Below are 14,748 nucleotides of genomic sequence, written 5' to 3' on the forward strand. Positions count from 1 at the left end.
CTGAGCGATGAGCTGCTCAAGCCCTGATAGCGCTGCGCGCTCATCGAGTCGATGTTGGTGTTGATGATGGATGCCATTGCTGAACTCCTGTTAGAGGCAGAGGAAGATGCCCTCGCCACTGTTTTCGTACGCCGGCGACCGAAACTTGAGAACTAAAGCCAGAAAAAGCAGGTTTTTCGACTTTAACTCTGCGCTTAAGCCCCTTGGAGCACGCGTGTCGCTCCGGAACCCGCCGGATACGCAGAAGTTATCGGCGGCTTTTTCCCAAACTTGAGGCTTAAATCGAAAAAAGGCTGGTTTCAAGCCCTTTTATCGAAATACCAGCCCGATAGCAGCTGCCCACAATTCATTCCATCGCTATGTCGGGGCCACAACCCCTGTAACTAAGGAGTGTTTCCATGGCTGCCATCATCAATACCAACGTCCCCTCGCTGACCGCACAGCGCAACCAGGGCATGAGTCAGACGTCACTGAACACCGCGATCCAGCGTCTGTCCAGCGGCCTGCGCATCAACAGCGCCAAGGACGACGCGGCTGGCCTGGCCATCTCGGAGCGCTTCACCAGCCAGATCCGAGGCCTGAACCAGGCTGCGCGCAACGCCAACGACGGCATCTCCCTGGCCCAGGTCACGGAAGGCGCCCTGGGTTCAGCCGGCAGTATTCTCCAGCGTGTGCGTGAACTGGCTGTGCAGTCGGCCAACGCCACCAACAGCGCCTCGGACCGCCAGGCCCTGAACCAGGAAGTGGGCCAGCTCGTCGCCGAGCTGGACCGCATTGCGCAAAGCACCGAGTTCAACGGCCAGAAGCTGCTGGACGGCACCTTCGGTACCGCCCAGTTCCAGATCGGCGCCAATGCGGGCCAGGTCATCGTGGCGGCCACGGCCAACGGCCGCACCAACCAGTACGGCAACAACCAGGCCATCAACTCGGTGGCCGCCATGAGCATGGCCGCCACCGGCGCGGCCTGGGGCGCCAACGGCATCACGGGCGAGACCGTCACCATCAACGGCGCAGCCGGCAGCGCGGCCGTGGTCATCGCCGCGAATGACACGGCCAAGACGGTCGTGACCGCCGTCAACCAGCAGTCCCCCATCACGGGTGTGACCGCCGATGCCCAGACCGATGTGCAGCTGAGCTTCGCCGCCACCGGTGCCTACACCTTGACCGTGCGTTCGGACAACAGCTCGCCCGAAGCCATCACCTTCAGCCTGACCACGACCAACAGCCCCAGCGGCCTGGCCAGCGCCATCTCGGCCTTCAACGACAAGTCGTCCAAGACCGGTGTGGTGGCCAGCTTGAACGCCGCGGGCACAAGCGTGATCCTGACCAACAGCTCGGGTGAGGACATCATGGTGTCCGACACGTTGGTGCAGAACGCCGGTAACGTGACGGTCAACAAGATGAAGCCGGACAGCGCCGGTGCGCTGGCTTCGGTGGGCGCAGTCACGCTGACGGCCAACGCCGTGGCTGAGAACGCCCTGATGAGCGGCTACGTGACCTTCGATTCGGACAAGTCCTTCGTGCTGAGCCACGCCGCCACGGTGGCGGCTTCGTCCTCGTACATCGGTATCGACACCTCCTCGACGCTGCACAAGGTGGCGGACCTGGACGTGACGACGGTGATCAAGGCCAACGACGCACTCAAGACGGTGGATTCCGCGCTGGCCTTTGTCAGCGGCGAGCGCGCCAAGCTCGGTGCCCTGCAGTCGCGCTTCGAGACCGCCATTTCCGCCCTGCAGATCACCTCGGAAAACCTGACCGCCTCGCGCAGCCGCATCATGGATGCCGACTTCGCGGCCGAAACCGCCGCCCTGTCGCGCGCCCAGATCCTGCAGCAGGCCGGCACCGCGATGATCGCCCAAGCCAACTCCATCCCGCAAGGCGTCTTGCAGCTGCTCCAACGCTAAGGGCAATAATGAGGGCCGTGACCTCATCCCACCACCGCAAACACGGCCAGCACCCCCACGGCGCCAAGCCCGGCTTTGCGCCCGATGCCGACGCCGTCAAGATCAGCCAGGCTTTCCTGAAAGGGGACTGGCTGCTGGTCGTTCGTCTGTGCCGCCAGACCCTGCGCAAGAACGGGATGCATCTGCGCTCGCACCAGATGCTGGGTTTCGCGCTGTCCAAGTTGAACCGCCTCGAAGAGGCCATCGCCGCCTACCGCCAGGGTGCGACGCTGCACCCCGAAGATGCCGAGTTGCTGATCAACTACGCCGATATCCTGAGGCAAGAGGGTCGCTCGTCCGAAGCCGCCCCCATCCTGAGAAAAGTCTGTGGGCTGCGGCCCGACAAAGCCGTCAGCTGGATCAAGCTGGCGCAATGCTGCTACGGAACGCAGCAGCACCGAGAAGGCCTGGACGCCGCCAACAAGGCCTGGGACCTGGCCGAGACCCCGGAGGACAAGGTCGGTGCGCTGAACCAGCGCGCCATCCACCGGCGCGAATTGGGCGAGGTGCATGAGGCCGTTGAAGACTGCAGGGCCGCCATTGCCCTGTCCCCCCACGACATCGCCCACCACACCAATCTGCTGCTCTTCATGCTGGCCGACCCCGAGGCTGGCGTGCAGGACCTGGCCACTGCGGCGCGCGAGTTCAGCGCCGTCTTCGAGCCGCCGCTCAAGCCGCACTGGCCGGACCACGCCGCACGGCGCGAAGGTGGCCCCTGGCGCAAGCTTCGGGTGGGTTTTCTGTCACCGGATTTTCACCACCACGCGGTGATGTATTTCGCCGAAGGGCTGCTGTCGGGACTGGACCGACGCCAGTTCGAGGTCTGGGCCTTTTACATGGGCACCCAGAACGAGGACAGCGCCAACGAACGCGTGCGCTGCCATGCCGACCATTTTGTCTCCCTGCACCGGAAATCTTTCGAGGAGCAGGCCCGGATGATCCAAGAAGCGCAGATCGACATCCTGATCGACCTGGCTGGCCACACGGGCGGCAACGGCCTGCCCACCATGGCGCGCAAACCCGCCCCCGTGCAGGCCAGCACCATAGGCTACCCGGGCACCACGGGTTTGACGGCCATGGACTGGTGGTTCAGCGACGGCATCACCGACCCCCCGGGGGCGGACGCCTATTACAGCGAGCGCCTCTACCGTCTGCCCACGCGCTGGCTGCTCTACCGCCCCCAGAGCCGCAACCCCCTGTGGCGCTACCAGCCAGCCTACCAAGTGCGGCCCACGCCGGCCCTGCAGAACGGCTTTGTCACTTTCGGCTGCTGCAACAACCTGGGCAAGCTGACCGACAAGGTGCTCGCCCTCTGGGGCCGCATCCTTACCACCGTGCCGAATGCGCGGCTGCTGATCGAAGGCAAGGGTTTCGAGAAGGCGGAATTCGCCGACGCCTACCGTGCACGCTGCGAACGACTGGGCATCGATATCACGCGGCTGGAACTGCTGACGCTCAACCAGAACAACCAGTACCTGACCTACCACCGCATCGACGTCGCCCTTGATCCCTTCCCGCTGGTGGGCGGCACCACTTCGAGCGACCTGACCTGGATGGGCGTGCCGCTGATCACCATGAAAGGCGACAGCCTGGGTTCGCGCATGGGCGTGGGCATACTGGCGCACCTGGGCCACCATGAATGGATTGCACGCAGCCCGGACGAGTACGTGGCCATCGCCGCGCGCCTGGCCGGCGACGTGGAAGCACTCAACCGCACCCGGCTGGGCCTGCGCGACGAGATGGAAACCAGCGTGCTGATGCGCGAAGACGTGTACATGCAGGAGTTCGGCAATGCGCTGCGCTTCATGTGGATGCTGTGGCTGGTCGAGTCCGGCCACCCGGAGTGGACGGCCGATCAGATGCTCGCCCAGGTGGGCGACTGGGTCAGCCAGCCGCCGGCACTGCCGGAGCAGGAGTTCCAGGTGGGTGTGGCGCCGGGGGAGCTTGTCCCCCTGTCACGCGCCTACGAACGCCTGCAGGCGGCCATCGCCCGCGCCCAGGCCGAGGTCCGAGTGGTTGTCAGCCCCGCCACACCCAGCCAGCAACTCGCCAGCAAACGCTGGTACGAGGCCACCGTGCTGGCCGAGCGCATCCTCTGCGCCAAGCCGCACGACCCGGTGGCCCTGACAGCCCTGGCCGAAATCGAGAACGCCCACGGCAACGAGGAATTCGGCCGTGTCTATCTGAAAGAGGCGCTGAAGTCCCTGACCCCGGCGGAACCGCCAGAGCAACTGCTGGCGCGCACGCAACAGTACGTGCAGGCCGCGCTGGAATACCTGGGCGAAGCCGACCCCGCGCCGACGCCCTGATCTCTTCCGAAGACAACCAGGCCGCGCAGCTGGCCGTTCCGGAGCACCCACGGAGCTGGCTTGGCCACGCCGCTGGGTACGCCCCTTGAGGGGGAGACGCGTAGCGTCTCTGGGGTGTTTTATTTCCTGCGCAGGAAACCGTGGGGTGCCACGGTCACCTGCAGGCGCTGCTCCATCTCCGCATCCACTTCGAACTCCGGGTGCTTGGGCAACCAGGCGCGCACGGCGGTCTTGGGGTTGTTGCCCACATCCCAGGGCCTGTCGGCAAAGAACTTGGGCGGCATATCGTCCACGAAAGTGTCGAAGACCACGCAATAGCTGCCGGGCGTGACCAGGGTCGCATAAGCGTCCAGTTCGCCCAGTACATGGTCGTGTGTGTGCATGGAGTCCAGGAACACCAGCACCTTCTTGTAACCCTGGGCCGCAGCACGTACCTGTTGCACCACGGCCGGGTCGATGGAAGAGCCCTGGAACATCTGGATGCGGCTGGCCATGGGGTGGGCCTCGATGGCGGCGCGGTTATGGGCGCGGATGTCGATGTCCAGGCCGATCACCTTGCGCTTCGATGTGCGCGGATCGATGGTGGTGCCGGCCTCGATGGCGTCGCACATGTCCAGCATGGCCAACATAGAGGCGCTGAGGATCAGCGAGCCGCCGTGGGCGATGCCGGTCTCGATGATGAGGTCGGGCCGCACGCGCCACACCAGTTCCTGGATCGCCACCATGTCCTGCGGGTACTGGATGATGGGGCGCCCCATCCAGTCGAAGTTGTAGACGTACTTCTTGGCCATGGACTCCTGCAGCCACTGGCGTGACAGTTGCTGTAAGGGCTTGTCCTGGGCATAAGCAGCCAGACGCTCTTTGCGCTCTTGGGAAAACTGTTGTTCGGGGGTCATAAGCACTCCTTGTTCATTGTTTGATGACCATGCCCTGCCCTGTCGGCAGTTCAATCACATGGAATCCACGCGCTTGCAGCCAGGCGTCTTCCGCCAATTTCTGCGCACGGTAACCTTCCCAGCCGTAGTCGTCGAGCACCAGCATGGCGCCGGGCACCATACGGTCCCAGAGCACGCTCAAAGCGCCAACTTCCGCCGCGGCGCTGTTCATGTCCAGGTGCATGAAGGCCACCTTGTCGGGCACCACCTGACCCAGCACCTCGGGCACCCGACCCTGGGTCACGACGACATTGGGCAGGTCGGCAAACCGGTCCACCACCGACCGGTACAAAGTCTCACCGTGTTCGGGCATGCCATTCGACATGCTCGCGGCGTCGTACTCGAACAGGTCGTAGAGAAAATAGCGTTTGTCGGTCGCCCCGAAATTCACCGCGTCGCACAGGATGCGCACGCTGGTGCCTTTGTAGCAACCGCACTCCACGAAGTCCCCCTGGAGTTTCAGGCCGTTGCGCACCCCCCCCAGCAGGATGGCCGTGCGCCAGAGGATGGCCTTCTCGACGGCGTCGCTGGCGTGCTTGCGCCAGGCCGCCATGAAGGGCTCATCCTCCATGAAGCTCAGGTTGCGCTGGTAGGTGAAGAGATTGTCCCCGGTGTAGATGCCGCTCTGCGGCGCCAGGCTGTCGATGGATTGCTGGATGCCGGCGATGAACTTCGGTCCGTCGCTGAAGCCCCAGAACATGGTCGTGGCGTGGTTGCTCATGCGCCGGCCCCTTCCGTGACGGGCTGGACCATGGCGGCCAGCCCCTGCTCCAGGCTCAGGGTGGGCCGCCAGCCCGTGGCCAACAGCCGGCTGTTGTCGCCCACCAGCAGGGCCGGGTCGCCGGGACGCACCGTGGCCAGCGCCAGCACCGGCGACGGATCCGCCCCGCACAGGCGCGCCAGCGTGCGCACGACCTCGCCCACCTGCACGGGCTGGCCCGAGCAGATGTTGTAGCGTCCGTCACAACCCTGCGCGAGAAGATGAACAAAAGCTTGCGCAGCATCCCGCACCGGCAGCATGCCGCGACGGGCCTCGGCGTTGACACCGAAGGGCGCAGCCCGGCCACGGAACACCTCGATCAAGGAAGGCAGCATGCGCTGACTTGCCTCGCCCGGGCCGAAGGGAAAAAACACGTGGCCCCAGGCCAGCGTGGCGCCCTGCTCCCGGCACCAGGCCTGGGCCAGGCGACGGGTGGCGTCCTTGGCTGCGCCGTAAAGGCTGGCCGGATTCAGCGGCGTGCTGTCCTCATGGAAGGGGCCTTTACCGCTCCAGTCGTATTCGGCGCAAGACCCTGCCATGCAGACCTGCCGTCCACCCTGTTCGGTAAAGGCCTGCAGAAGACGCAAGCTCGCATCCACCCAACGCAGGTTCAGCGGCGAAGTCCAGAACTTGCCGTACTCGGCGTACCAGGCCAGATGCAGCAGATGGCTGGCCCGCGCCTCGCGCAGTACGGGCGCCAGGTCACGGCACTCCAGCAGGTCGACCGCGAGCCAGGGCAGGTCTTCCGCGCCGGCCGGGCGGCTACGTCCGAGCAGTACGATCTCACAGCCACGCTCTCGCAACCGTGCCAGCACATGCCGGCCCAGATAACCGCTGGCGCCTGTAAGCAGGACTCTCATGGTTCGATGGTGAGCCGCGGCACGGCCGTCACAAAACGCCCGCCCCAGTCGCGGATATAGGCCAGCTGCGCGGTGATCTCGCTGCGCAGATTCCAGGGCAGGATGAGCACGCGGTCGGGCCGGTCGCGGCGCAGGTGGGCCTCGTCCACGATGGGGACACGGCTACCCGGCATGTACTTGCCTTGTTTGGCGGGGTTCAGGTCCACCACATAGGGCAGCAGGTCCGGCCGCACGCCGGCGAAGTTCATCAGGGTGTTGCCCTTGGCCGCCGCACCGTAGGCGCCGACCTTGAGGCCTTCACGTTGGGCTTGCAGCAGGAATCCCAGCAGCTCGCGCTTGACGCGCTCGGCCTCACGCTGGAAGCCGGCATAAAACGCCGGCGTGGTCATGCCGGCGGCCCGCTCACGCGCCAGCAATGCGGCCACGGCCGGCGCCACCGGCCGGCGGCCCGCATCGTTGCGCTGCGCGAACACGCGCAGGCTGCCGCCATGGGTGGGCAGTTCCTCCACATCGAAGACCTGCAGACCGTTGGCCGCAAAAATGCGCTGTACCGCCGTGAGCGACAGGTAGGAATAGTGCTCGTGGTAGGCCGTGTCGAACTGACATTCCTGCACCATGCGCAGCAGGTGCGGGAATTCGAAGGTGGCCACGCCCTGTTCCTTGAGCAGCACGGTGAAACCGCCGACAAAATCGTTGATGTCGGGCACGTGCGCCAGCACATTGTTGGCAGCCGTGAGATCGGCCTGGCGCCCTTTGCCAGCCAGCTCGTGCGCCAGCGCCACGCCGAAAAAGCGCTCGACGATCTCGATGTGCCTGGCGCGCGCCGCAGCCGCTGTGCTGGCCGTGGGCTCGATGCCGTAGCAGGGCACGCCGGCCTCGCGCACGTACTGCAGCAGGTAACCGTCGTTGGCGGCCACCTCGACCACGCAGCTCTGCGCGTTCAGGCCCAGGCGTTCAAGCATGGACAACACATAGGCCTTGGCGTGCGCCAGCCAGGAACTTGAATAGGAACTGAAGTAGGCGTAGTCCGCGTCGAACAGCTGTTCGCGCCCGGCATGGTCCTCGGTCTGCACCAGCCAGCAGGTTTCGCAGACCAGCAGGCGCAGCGGGTACCAGGTCTCGGGAGCGTGCAGTGCCGCTTCGCCCAGATAGGCATTGGACGGCGGAGCGCTGCCCAGGTCCAGGAAAGGCAGGCGCAATTCATTGGCGCAATGACGGCACTTCACAGTTTCACTCCCTCGAAATCCGGCTTCAGCAACTCGAAGCCGGCATCACGCGCCGACAGGCCCTGCACGGGCAGGGGCCAGTTGATGCCCAGGCGCACGTCGCGCACATGCAGGCCGGCCTCGGCCTGCGGCGCGTACGCGGCTGAATGGCAGTAGACGAGTTCGGCTTCGTCGCTGAGCAGCTGGAAGCCGTGCGCAAAACCGGCCGGGATCAGCAGGGCCGTGCCGTCGGCCCCGTTCAGCAGTTCGCCGTGCCAGCGCAGGAAAGTCGGTGAACCGACACGCAGGTCCACGGCCACGTCCCAGACTTCACCCCGCAGACAGCTCACGAGCTTCATCTCCGCGTGTGGTGCGCGCTGGTAGTGCAGGCCGCGCACCGTGCCGCGTGTGCGCGTGAGGCTGTGGTTGATCTGGGCGATGGGCCCGCGCCAACCGGCGGGGGCCAGCTCCTCGGCGCAGAAAAGGCGCGCGAACACACCACGCTCGTCGGCATGTTGACGACGCTGCACACGCTTGAGACCGGCCAGCGGCAGATCGGTCACGGCGAGGCTGCTCATGCGGCAGCCTCCCAGGCTGCCAGGTCACGCAGGCAGAGTTCGCGCGCGTTGGCGCCCTCATGCTGCGCGCGGTACCAGCGCAGTGTGCGTTGCACCGATTGCTCCAGACCCCAGCGTGGCTGCAGGGCCAGCTGCGCCTGCGCCTTGGAGGTGTCGAGCGCCAGCCAGCCCGCTTCATGCGGACCTTCGGCCTGCTGCGCGTAGTCCACCGCGCCACCGCCCCAGACCCCTCTTGCAAGGTCGACGACCTGACGCACCGTGGCGCGCTCGTGCGCATGGGGACCGAAATTCCAGGCGCCCGCCAGCGCGGCGTCCTGCCACAGGGCCTGTGCCAGGCACAGATAACCAGCCAGCGGCTCCAGCACATGTTGCCAGGGGCGGGTGGCCTCGGGCCGGCGGATCTGCAGCGTGTCCCCGCGCTGCCAGGCGCGTACGGCGTCGGGCAGCAGGCGGTCGGCCGCCCAGTCGCCACCGCCAATCACGTTGCCCGCACGGGCGCTGGCCAGGGCCAGGCCCTGCTGGGCCAGAAAAGCGTCACGGTAGCTCGCAATCGCCAGCTCACAGGCCGCCTTGCTGGCGCTGTAAGGATCGTGGCCACCAAGCTCGTCGCTTTCGCGATAAGGGTGGTGCCATTCGTGATTGCGGTAGACCTTGTCCGTCGTGACGCAAACGGCCACACGAGCGCCAGGGTGCCGGCGCAGTGCGTCCAGCACATGCACCGTGCCCATGACATTGCTGGCCCAGGTGGCCACGGGCTCACGATAACCCTCGCGCACCAGGGCCTGCGCAGCCAGGTGCAGCACGATGTCGGGGCGAGCCGCTTGCACCACACGCGCCACGGCCGTCGTGTCGCGCAGGTCGGCCACGTGATGGTCCAGCGTCTGCGCGACGCTGGCCAATTCAAACAGGCTGGGTTCCGTGGTCGGCGCCAGCGCCAGGCCCGTGACCTGCGCACCCAGGCGCTGCAGCCACAGCGCCAGCCAGGCTCCTTTGAAGCCCGTGTGCCCGGTCAGCAGCACGCGCTTGCCGCGCCAGAACGCGGCGTCGGGCCCAACTCCAGTCATTCCCAGACCTTCCAGGGCGCGCGGCCCGAGGCCCAGAGATCCTCGAGCAGGTTCTTCTCGCGCAGTGTGTCCATGGGCTGCCAGAAGCCGTGGTGGGCATAGGCCCGCAACTCATCGGCAGCGGCCAGGCTGGTCAGCGGCTCGGCCTCCCAGCTCGTAGCATCACCCGATACGCGCGAAATGCAGCGCGGCGAGAGCACGAAGAAGCCGCCGTTGATCAGACCGCCATCCCCGCGCGGCTTCTCGGCAAAACCCGTCACCGCCTGGCCATCCATCTGCAGCGCGCCATAACGTCCCGGGGGTTGCACCGCCGTGACGGTGGCCAGCTTGCCATGTGAATGGTGAAAACGGATGGCGGCGCTGATGTTCACGTCGGCCACGCCGTCGCCATAGGTGAAGCAGAAAGCCTCTTCGTCCTTCAGGTAGTCGGCCACGCGTTTGAGGCGCCCGCCGGTCATGGTCTGCTCACCCGTGTCCACCACGGTCACGCGCCAGGGTTCGGCGTGGCGGTGATGGATCTCCATGCGGTTGCTCGCCATGTCGAAGGTGAGGTCCGAGGTGTGCAGGAAGTAGTTGGCGAAGTATTCCTTGATCACGTAGCCACGGTAGCCGCAGCAGATCACGAAGTCGTTCACCCCGTGGGCGCTGTAGATCTTCATGATGTGCCAAAGGATGGGCTTGCCCCCGATCTCGATCATCGGTTTGGGCTTGAGATGGGTTTCCTCGGAGATCCGGGTGCCCAGACCGCCGGCCAGGATGACTGCTTTCATGGTGTGGCGCGCAGGATGTTCTATATAGATAGAAGCCAAGAATACGGCAGACGGGGGCCGGGGAACAGGGGAATTGTCCGGTATTCATGCAGCAATTCATGCATTTCCCCCGACCGTTAGTTTGTAGGATTTCCCCCTACAGAACACTACCGCTTTTTCTTTCAACCGGGACAGCCGCTGGCTGATTCAAGTTTCTGGGGCGCTGTTCAGAATCAACCCCAACGCGAAACCTTTGAATTGCGCCCTAAAGGAGACCTAAATGACCGACGAACAGATGAGTGCCGAGATCCGTGAAACCAATCTCACCTACCTGATGCTGGCGCAAAACCTGATCCGCAAGGACAAGGCCGAGGCTCAGTTCCGTCTGGGCATCTCCGAGGAATCGGCCGACCTGATGGCCGCACTCTCTCCGGCCCAGCTCTCCAAGATCGCCTCCAGCAGCATGCTGCTGTGCCGTTTCCGCATGGACGACGACGTGGTGTGGAGCCTGCTGACCAACCAGACCGCCCGCAAGGTGGACAACGACGCCACCACCCGCCTGCACGCCAGCATCCTGATGGCCGGCCGTTTTGCCGAAGCCACCTGAGGAAACAACCATGGCCACCGGCAAAAGCGTCCTCAATGAATCGCGCCAGATCGAGCGCGCCGTCGCCCTGATCAAGCTGGGTGCCCGGCTGCAGGTGCTCGAAAGCGAGACCGACCTGTCCTACGAGCGCCTGCTGCGCCTGTACAAGGAAGTGGCCGGCAAGTCGCCCTCCAAGGGCCAGCTGCCCTTCTCGACCGACTGGTTCCTGACCTGGCAGCCCAATATCCACGCCTCGCTCTTCCTCAACATCTATGAGTACCTGAGCAAGACCAGCAGCCTGGAAGACATCGAAGCCGTGATGAAGGCCTTCCGTCTCTACAACGAGCAGATGGTCACCCTGGACATGGAACCCCTGCTCTCGGTCACACGCGCCTGGCGCTTGGTCAAGTTCGTTGACAACAACATGCTGGCCATGACACGATGCTCCAAGTGCAACGGGCATTTCGTTTCCGAACCCTACGAAAACGCCCGCCATTACGTTTGCGGCCTGTGCGAACCGCCGGCGCGCGCCGGCAAAGGCAATGCGGCGGGCGGCATTCTGCTGCACTGAGTCCGGGCGACGGACCTTCATTTCCGGAAAAGGGGGCGGATACGCCCCCTTTTTTTCATAGCACCTCCGCCAGCCTTTCCCCTAGAATGGCTCGGCACAGGCCCGAAGAACGCCCCCGACCGCCCACTCCACACTGACCCTCCACGAACATGCTAGTCATCGTAGGTTATGCCGTTGCCATGGGTTGCATCTTCGGGGTGTACATCGTGCACGGTGGCAACATCGGCGTGATCCTGACCGCCCTGCCTTTCGAGCTGATCACCATCTTCGGCGGTGCCCTGGGCGCCTTCGTGGTGAACAACCAGCCCAAGGTGCTCAAGGCGACCATCGCCATGATTCCCCAGGCCCTCAAGAGCAGCAAGTACACCAAGGACCGCTATCTGGAGCTGCTGGCCATGCTCTACGACATCCTGCAGAAGGCGCGCAAGGAAGGCCTGATGGCCATCGAGAAGGACGTCGAGAACCCGCACGAGTCGCCCATCTTCCAGAAATACCCCGTCGTGGGCAGCGACCACCACGTGGTCGAGTTCACCACCGACTACCTGCGCATGATGGTCTCGGGCAACTTGAACGCCCACGAGATCGAATCCCTGATGGACAACGAGATCGACACCCATCACCAGGAATCGCACGGCCCGATCGCCGCCATCGCCCGTCTGGCCGGCGCCCTGCCGGCCTTCGGTATCGTGGCCGCTGTGCTGGGTGTGGTCAACACCATGGGTTCGGTGGGTCAGCCCCCGGCCGTGCTCGGCGGCATGATCGCCTCGGCCCTGGTCGGCACCTTCCTGGGCATTCTGCTGGCCTACGGCGTGGTCGAACCCCTGGGCGGCCTGCTGGAGCAGAAGTCCGAGGACAGCGCCAAGGAACTCGTCTGCATCAAATCCACCCTGCTGGCCAGCATGCAGGGCTACAACCCCTCCACGGCAATCGAATTCGGCCGCAAGGTGCTGTTCTCGACCGAACGCCCGACCTTCATCGAACTTGAAAGCCACGTGCGCGGCAAGAAATAAGCCGCCGCACCGATCAGGTTAGCCATGGCCTCCGACGCCAAAAAGCTCCAGCCCATCATCGTCAAGAAGGTCAAGAAGGCCGGGCACGCCGCCCATGGTGGTGCCTGGAAGATCGCCTACGCCGACTTCGTGACGGCCATGATGGCCTTCTTCCTGCTGATGTGGCTGCTGGGCTCGACCTCCAAGGGGGACCTCAAGGGCCTGTCTGACTATTTCAGCTCACCGCTCAAGGTGGCCATGGCCGGCGGCAGCGGTGCCGGCGCCAGCCCCACCATCCTGCCCGGCGGTGGCGCGGACCTGTCCCAGACCGTGGGACAGAACCAGCAGGGCGAAAGCGCCGACCCGCTGCGCAAGAAGCGCGCGATGGCCGAGGCCCGGGCCGAAGCGGCCCGCCAGGACGCCAAGCGCCTGGCCGCTCTCAGCGCCAAGATCAGCGCAGCCATCTCGAACAACCAGAAACTCAAGCAGTACAGCAACCAGATCCGCCTGGAAACCACACCTGACGGCCTGCAGATCCAGATCGTCGACGAGCAGGGCCGTCCCATGTTCACCACGGGCAGCGCCGTGGTGCAGCCTTATATGCGCGAGATCCTGCGCGAGATCGGTGCCGCCCTCGGCGGTGTGGAGAACCGCATCAGCCTGGACGGCCACACCGACCAGTCCCCCTATGGCAGCGGCGACCGCGGCTACAGCAACTGGGAACTCTCGGCCGACCGTGCCAATGCCTCGCGCCGCGAATTGGTCGGGGCCGGCATGCCCGAGGACAAACTCATACGCGTGACGGGCCTGGCCTCCAGCACCCTGCTGGAGCCCGCCAACCCGACCGCGCCGGTGAACCGCCGCATCAGCATCCTGGTCCTGACCCGCGAGGCCGAAGAGCGCCTGCTGGGCATCAACCGGGAAGCCGTGCTGGCCGAACCCGACAGCGGCAACGCCCCGCCTGCGGCCCCGGGCCCGACGCCTGCGGCTCCCACGCAATAAATCCGAAAGACTTGGCCACAGCCCGGACTTGCGATAATCTGCTCAATAAATCAGAAAGGCTCAGTTATGGCCAACAACCCCCTTCGATTCCTGGTCGTTGACGACTTCTCCACCATGCGGCGCATCGTGCGCAACCTGCTCAAGGAAAGCGGCTTCAGCGAGGCCGACGAGGCCGAGGACGGCGTGGTCGCCCTGCAGAAACTGCGCGCCAGCAATTTCGACTTCGTCGTCAGCGATATCAACATGCCGAACATGAACGGCTTCCAGCTTCTGGCCGAGATCAAGAAGGACGAGAAACTCAAGCACATCCCCGTGCTCATGGTGACGGCCGAGGCCCGCAAGGAAGACATCGTGCTGGCCGCCCAGCAGGGCGCGGCCGGTTACATCGTCAAGCCCTTCACCAAGGCCACCCTCGAAGACAAACTGCTCAACATCCTGAAGAAGACGGGGCTGCAGTAAATCATGGAACCCAGCGCCTCTGCCCACAACGCCGGGGACGCCGCTTCCCCGGACGCCGCGCCGCAGGTCCACCACAAGATCGGCCAGCTGACCCGCCAGTTGCACGATGCCCTGCATGAGCTGGGGTATGCCGAAAAGCTGCAAGGCACAGCCGGCGAACTGCCTGACGCCAAGTCACGCCTCTCCTACATCGCCCGCCTCACCGGTGAAGCCGCCGAGAAGGTCCTCAACCGTGTAGACCAGGCCAAGACCCAGCATGACCACATCGCGGCCCAGACCCGCCACATGATCGCCCTGCTGGTGGCCGACCCGGTAGCCGCTGTGGCCAAGGGCCACATCATGAATTTCCTGACCGACCTGGAAAAGGCCAATGGCGAGGTTGACCAGCATCTCACCGAAATCATGATGGCCCAGGACTTCCACGACCTGACCGGCCAGGTGATCGCGCGCGTCGTGAACCTGGCCACCACCATCGAAGACCAGCTGGTCCAGTTGCTGATCCAGACCGCCCCGCCCGAAGCCCAGGCCCGCGTCAGCTCCCCTGCATCCGCTTCCGCCCCGCTCAGCGTGGATGAGGTGGTGTTGTCCGGGCCCGTGGTCGATGCTGCGGCATCCGGCGATGTCGTGACCAGCCAGTCCCAGGTCGACGATCTGCTGGCAAGTCTAGGTTTCTAACCCCCCGAGCGGCTGCGCCGATTCCACGGGTGTCACGGCTCTGAAATCCCGCCCCGGATG

The 14,748-nt window shown here is 64.9% G+C and carries 15 protein-coding genes; 8 read left to right on the forward strand and 7 right to left on the reverse strand.

Annotation, left to right across the window (positions count from 1 at the left end; genetic code table 11):
- Positions 1 to 398 precede the first annotated feature (398 nt).
- Both AC07NT_RS17650 and AC07NT_RS17655 read left to right on the forward strand, forming a co-directional pair.
- Positions 399 to 1,907, forward strand: coding sequence for a flagellin N-terminal helical domain-containing protein (locus AC07NT_RS17650; RefSeq protein ID WP_498600217.1), 1,509 nt, complete (start codon positions 399 to 401; stop codon positions 1,905 to 1,907).
- A 17-nt stretch (positions 1,908 to 1,924) separates the two neighbouring features.
- Complete coding sequence (locus tag AC07NT_RS17655) at positions 1,925 to 4,255, forward strand: O-linked N-acetylglucosamine transferase, SPINDLY family protein (RefSeq protein ID WP_498600218.1); 2,331 nt, start codon at positions 1,925 to 1,927, stop codon at positions 4,253 to 4,255.
- A gap of 119 nt (positions 4,256 to 4,374) precedes the next feature.
- Here AC07NT_RS17655 and AC07NT_RS17660 read toward each other — a convergent pair whose 3' ends face one another.
- The 7 genes from AC07NT_RS17660 to rfbF are packed head-to-tail and all read right to left on the reverse strand — an operon-like array spanning position 4,375 to position 10,427.
- Positions 4,375 to 5,151 carry a cephalosporin hydroxylase family protein gene (locus AC07NT_RS17660; protein ID WP_498600220.1) on the reverse strand — a complete coding sequence of 259 codons (777 nt, stop codon included), beginning with the start codon at positions 5,149 to 5,151 and terminating at the stop codon, positions 4,375 to 4,377.
- Between the two features lie 13 nt (positions 5,152 to 5,164).
- Positions 5,165 to 5,911: a class I SAM-dependent methyltransferase gene (locus tag AC07NT_RS17665; protein WP_498600222.1), complete on the reverse strand. Its 747-nt coding sequence runs from the start codon at positions 5,909 to 5,911 to the stop codon at positions 5,165 to 5,167.
- On the reverse strand, positions 5,908 to 6,810 hold the full coding sequence (locus AC07NT_RS17670; RefSeq protein ID WP_498600223.1) for an NAD-dependent epimerase/dehydratase family protein: 903 nt from the start codon (positions 6,808 to 6,810) through the stop codon (positions 5,908 to 5,910). The genes AC07NT_RS17665 and AC07NT_RS17670 overlap by 4 nt, the downstream gene beginning before the upstream one ends.
- Positions 6,807 to 8,036: a class I SAM-dependent methyltransferase gene (locus AC07NT_RS17675; protein ID WP_498600225.1), complete on the reverse strand. Its 1,230-nt coding sequence runs from the start codon at positions 8,034 to 8,036 to the stop codon at positions 6,807 to 6,809. The genes AC07NT_RS17670 and AC07NT_RS17675 overlap by 4 nt, the downstream gene beginning before the upstream one ends.
- The gene (locus AC07NT_RS17680; protein WP_498600227.1) at positions 8,033 to 8,593 is read right to left on the reverse strand and encodes a dTDP-4-dehydrorhamnose 3,5-epimerase family protein; all 561 of its coding nucleotides are present in this window, start codon (positions 8,591 to 8,593) and stop codon (positions 8,033 to 8,035) included. The genes AC07NT_RS17675 and AC07NT_RS17680 overlap by 4 nt, the downstream gene beginning before the upstream one ends.
- Positions 8,590 to 9,657: a CDP-glucose 4,6-dehydratase gene (gene rfbG / locus AC07NT_RS17685; RefSeq protein WP_498600229.1), complete on the reverse strand. Its 1,068-nt coding sequence runs from the start codon at positions 9,655 to 9,657 to the stop codon at positions 8,590 to 8,592. The genes AC07NT_RS17680 and rfbG overlap by 4 nt, the downstream gene beginning before the upstream one ends.
- The gene (gene rfbF / locus AC07NT_RS17690; protein ID WP_498600230.1) at positions 9,654 to 10,427 is read right to left on the reverse strand and encodes a glucose-1-phosphate cytidylyltransferase; all 774 of its coding nucleotides are present in this window, start codon (positions 10,425 to 10,427) and stop codon (positions 9,654 to 9,656) included. The genes rfbG and rfbF overlap by 4 nt, the downstream gene beginning before the upstream one ends.
- Positions 10,428 to 10,686: 259 nt before the next feature.
- Between rfbF and flhD the strand changes: the two genes are divergently transcribed.
- From flhD to AC07NT_RS17720, 6 genes are all read left to right on the forward strand, one after another.
- The gene (gene flhD, locus AC07NT_RS17695) at positions 10,687 to 11,013 is read left to right on the forward strand and encodes a flagellar transcriptional regulator FlhD (RefSeq protein ID WP_498600231.1); all 327 of its coding nucleotides are present in this window, start codon (positions 10,687 to 10,689) and stop codon (positions 11,011 to 11,013) included.
- A 10-nt stretch (positions 11,014 to 11,023) separates the two neighbouring features.
- Entirely contained in the window at positions 11,024 to 11,563 is a 540-nt protein-coding gene (gene flhC, locus AC07NT_RS17700; protein ID WP_498600232.1) for a flagellar transcriptional regulator FlhC, read from the forward strand.
- 149 nt (positions 11,564 to 11,712) lie between these two features.
- Positions 11,713 to 12,573 carry a flagellar motor stator protein MotA gene (gene motA, locus AC07NT_RS17705; RefSeq protein WP_498600233.1) on the forward strand — a complete coding sequence of 287 codons (861 nt, stop codon included), beginning with the start codon at positions 11,713 to 11,715 and terminating at the stop codon, positions 12,571 to 12,573.
- Between the two features lie 24 nt (positions 12,574 to 12,597).
- Positions 12,598 to 13,554, forward strand: a complete 957-nt coding sequence (motB, locus tag AC07NT_RS17710; protein ID WP_498600235.1) for a flagellar motor protein MotB — start codon at positions 12,598 to 12,600, stop codon at positions 13,552 to 13,554.
- Positions 13,555 to 13,620: 66 nt separating this feature from the next.
- Positions 13,621 to 14,013 (forward strand): chemotaxis response regulator CheY, encoded by a 393-nt coding sequence (cheY, locus tag AC07NT_RS17715; protein ID WP_498600237.1) that lies wholly within the window; start codon positions 13,621 to 13,623, stop codon positions 14,011 to 14,013.
- Between the two features lie 3 nt (positions 14,014 to 14,016).
- On the forward strand, positions 14,017 to 14,688 hold the full coding sequence (locus tag AC07NT_RS17720) for a protein phosphatase CheZ (protein WP_498600239.1): 672 nt from the start codon (positions 14,017 to 14,019) through the stop codon (positions 14,686 to 14,688).
- Positions 14,689 to 14,748: the final 60 nt, after the last annotated feature.

The sequence above is a fragment of the Hylemonella sp. GW821-FHT10B10 genome (assembly GCF_059415585.1).

Coding starts and splice junctions, on each gene's coding strand:
- AC07NT_RS17650 (WP_498600217.1), top strand. CDS start 399: ATGGCTGCCATCATCAATACCAACGTCCCCTCGCTGACCGCACAGCGC.
- AC07NT_RS17660 (WP_498600220.1), bottom strand. CDS start 5,151: ATGACCCCCGAACAACAGTTTTCCCAAGAGCGCAAAGAGCGTCTGGCT.
- AC07NT_RS17665 (WP_498600222.1), bottom strand. CDS start 5,911: ATGAGCAACCACGCCACGACCATGTTCTGGGGCTTCAGCGACGGACCG.
- AC07NT_RS17670 (WP_498600223.1), bottom strand. CDS start 6,810: ATGAGAGTCCTGCTTACAGGCGCCAGCGGTTATCTGGGCCGGCATGTG.
- AC07NT_RS17680 (WP_498600227.1), bottom strand. CDS start 8,593: ATGAGCAGCCTCGCCGTGACCGATCTGCCGCTGGCCGGTCTCAAGCGT.
- rfbG (WP_498600229.1), bottom strand. CDS start 9,657: ATGACTGGAGTTGGGCCCGACGCCGCGTTCTGGCGCGGCAAGCGCGTG.
- rfbF (WP_498600230.1), bottom strand. CDS start 10,427: ATGAAAGCAGTCATCCTGGCCGGCGGTCTGGGCACCCGGATCTCCGAG.
- flhD (WP_498600231.1), top strand. CDS start 10,687: ATGACCGACGAACAGATGAGTGCCGAGATCCGTGAAACCAATCTCACC.
- flhC (WP_498600232.1), top strand. CDS start 11,024: ATGGCCACCGGCAAAAGCGTCCTCAATGAATCGCGCCAGATCGAGCGC.
- motA (WP_498600233.1), top strand. CDS start 11,713: ATGCTAGTCATCGTAGGTTATGCCGTTGCCATGGGTTGCATCTTCGGG.
- motB (WP_498600235.1), top strand. CDS start 12,598: ATGGCCTCCGACGCCAAAAAGCTCCAGCCCATCATCGTCAAGAAGGTC.
- cheY (WP_498600237.1), top strand. CDS start 13,621: ATGGCCAACAACCCCCTTCGATTCCTGGTCGTTGACGACTTCTCCACC.
- AC07NT_RS17720 (WP_498600239.1), top strand. CDS start 14,017: ATGGAACCCAGCGCCTCTGCCCACAACGCCGGGGACGCCGCTTCCCCG.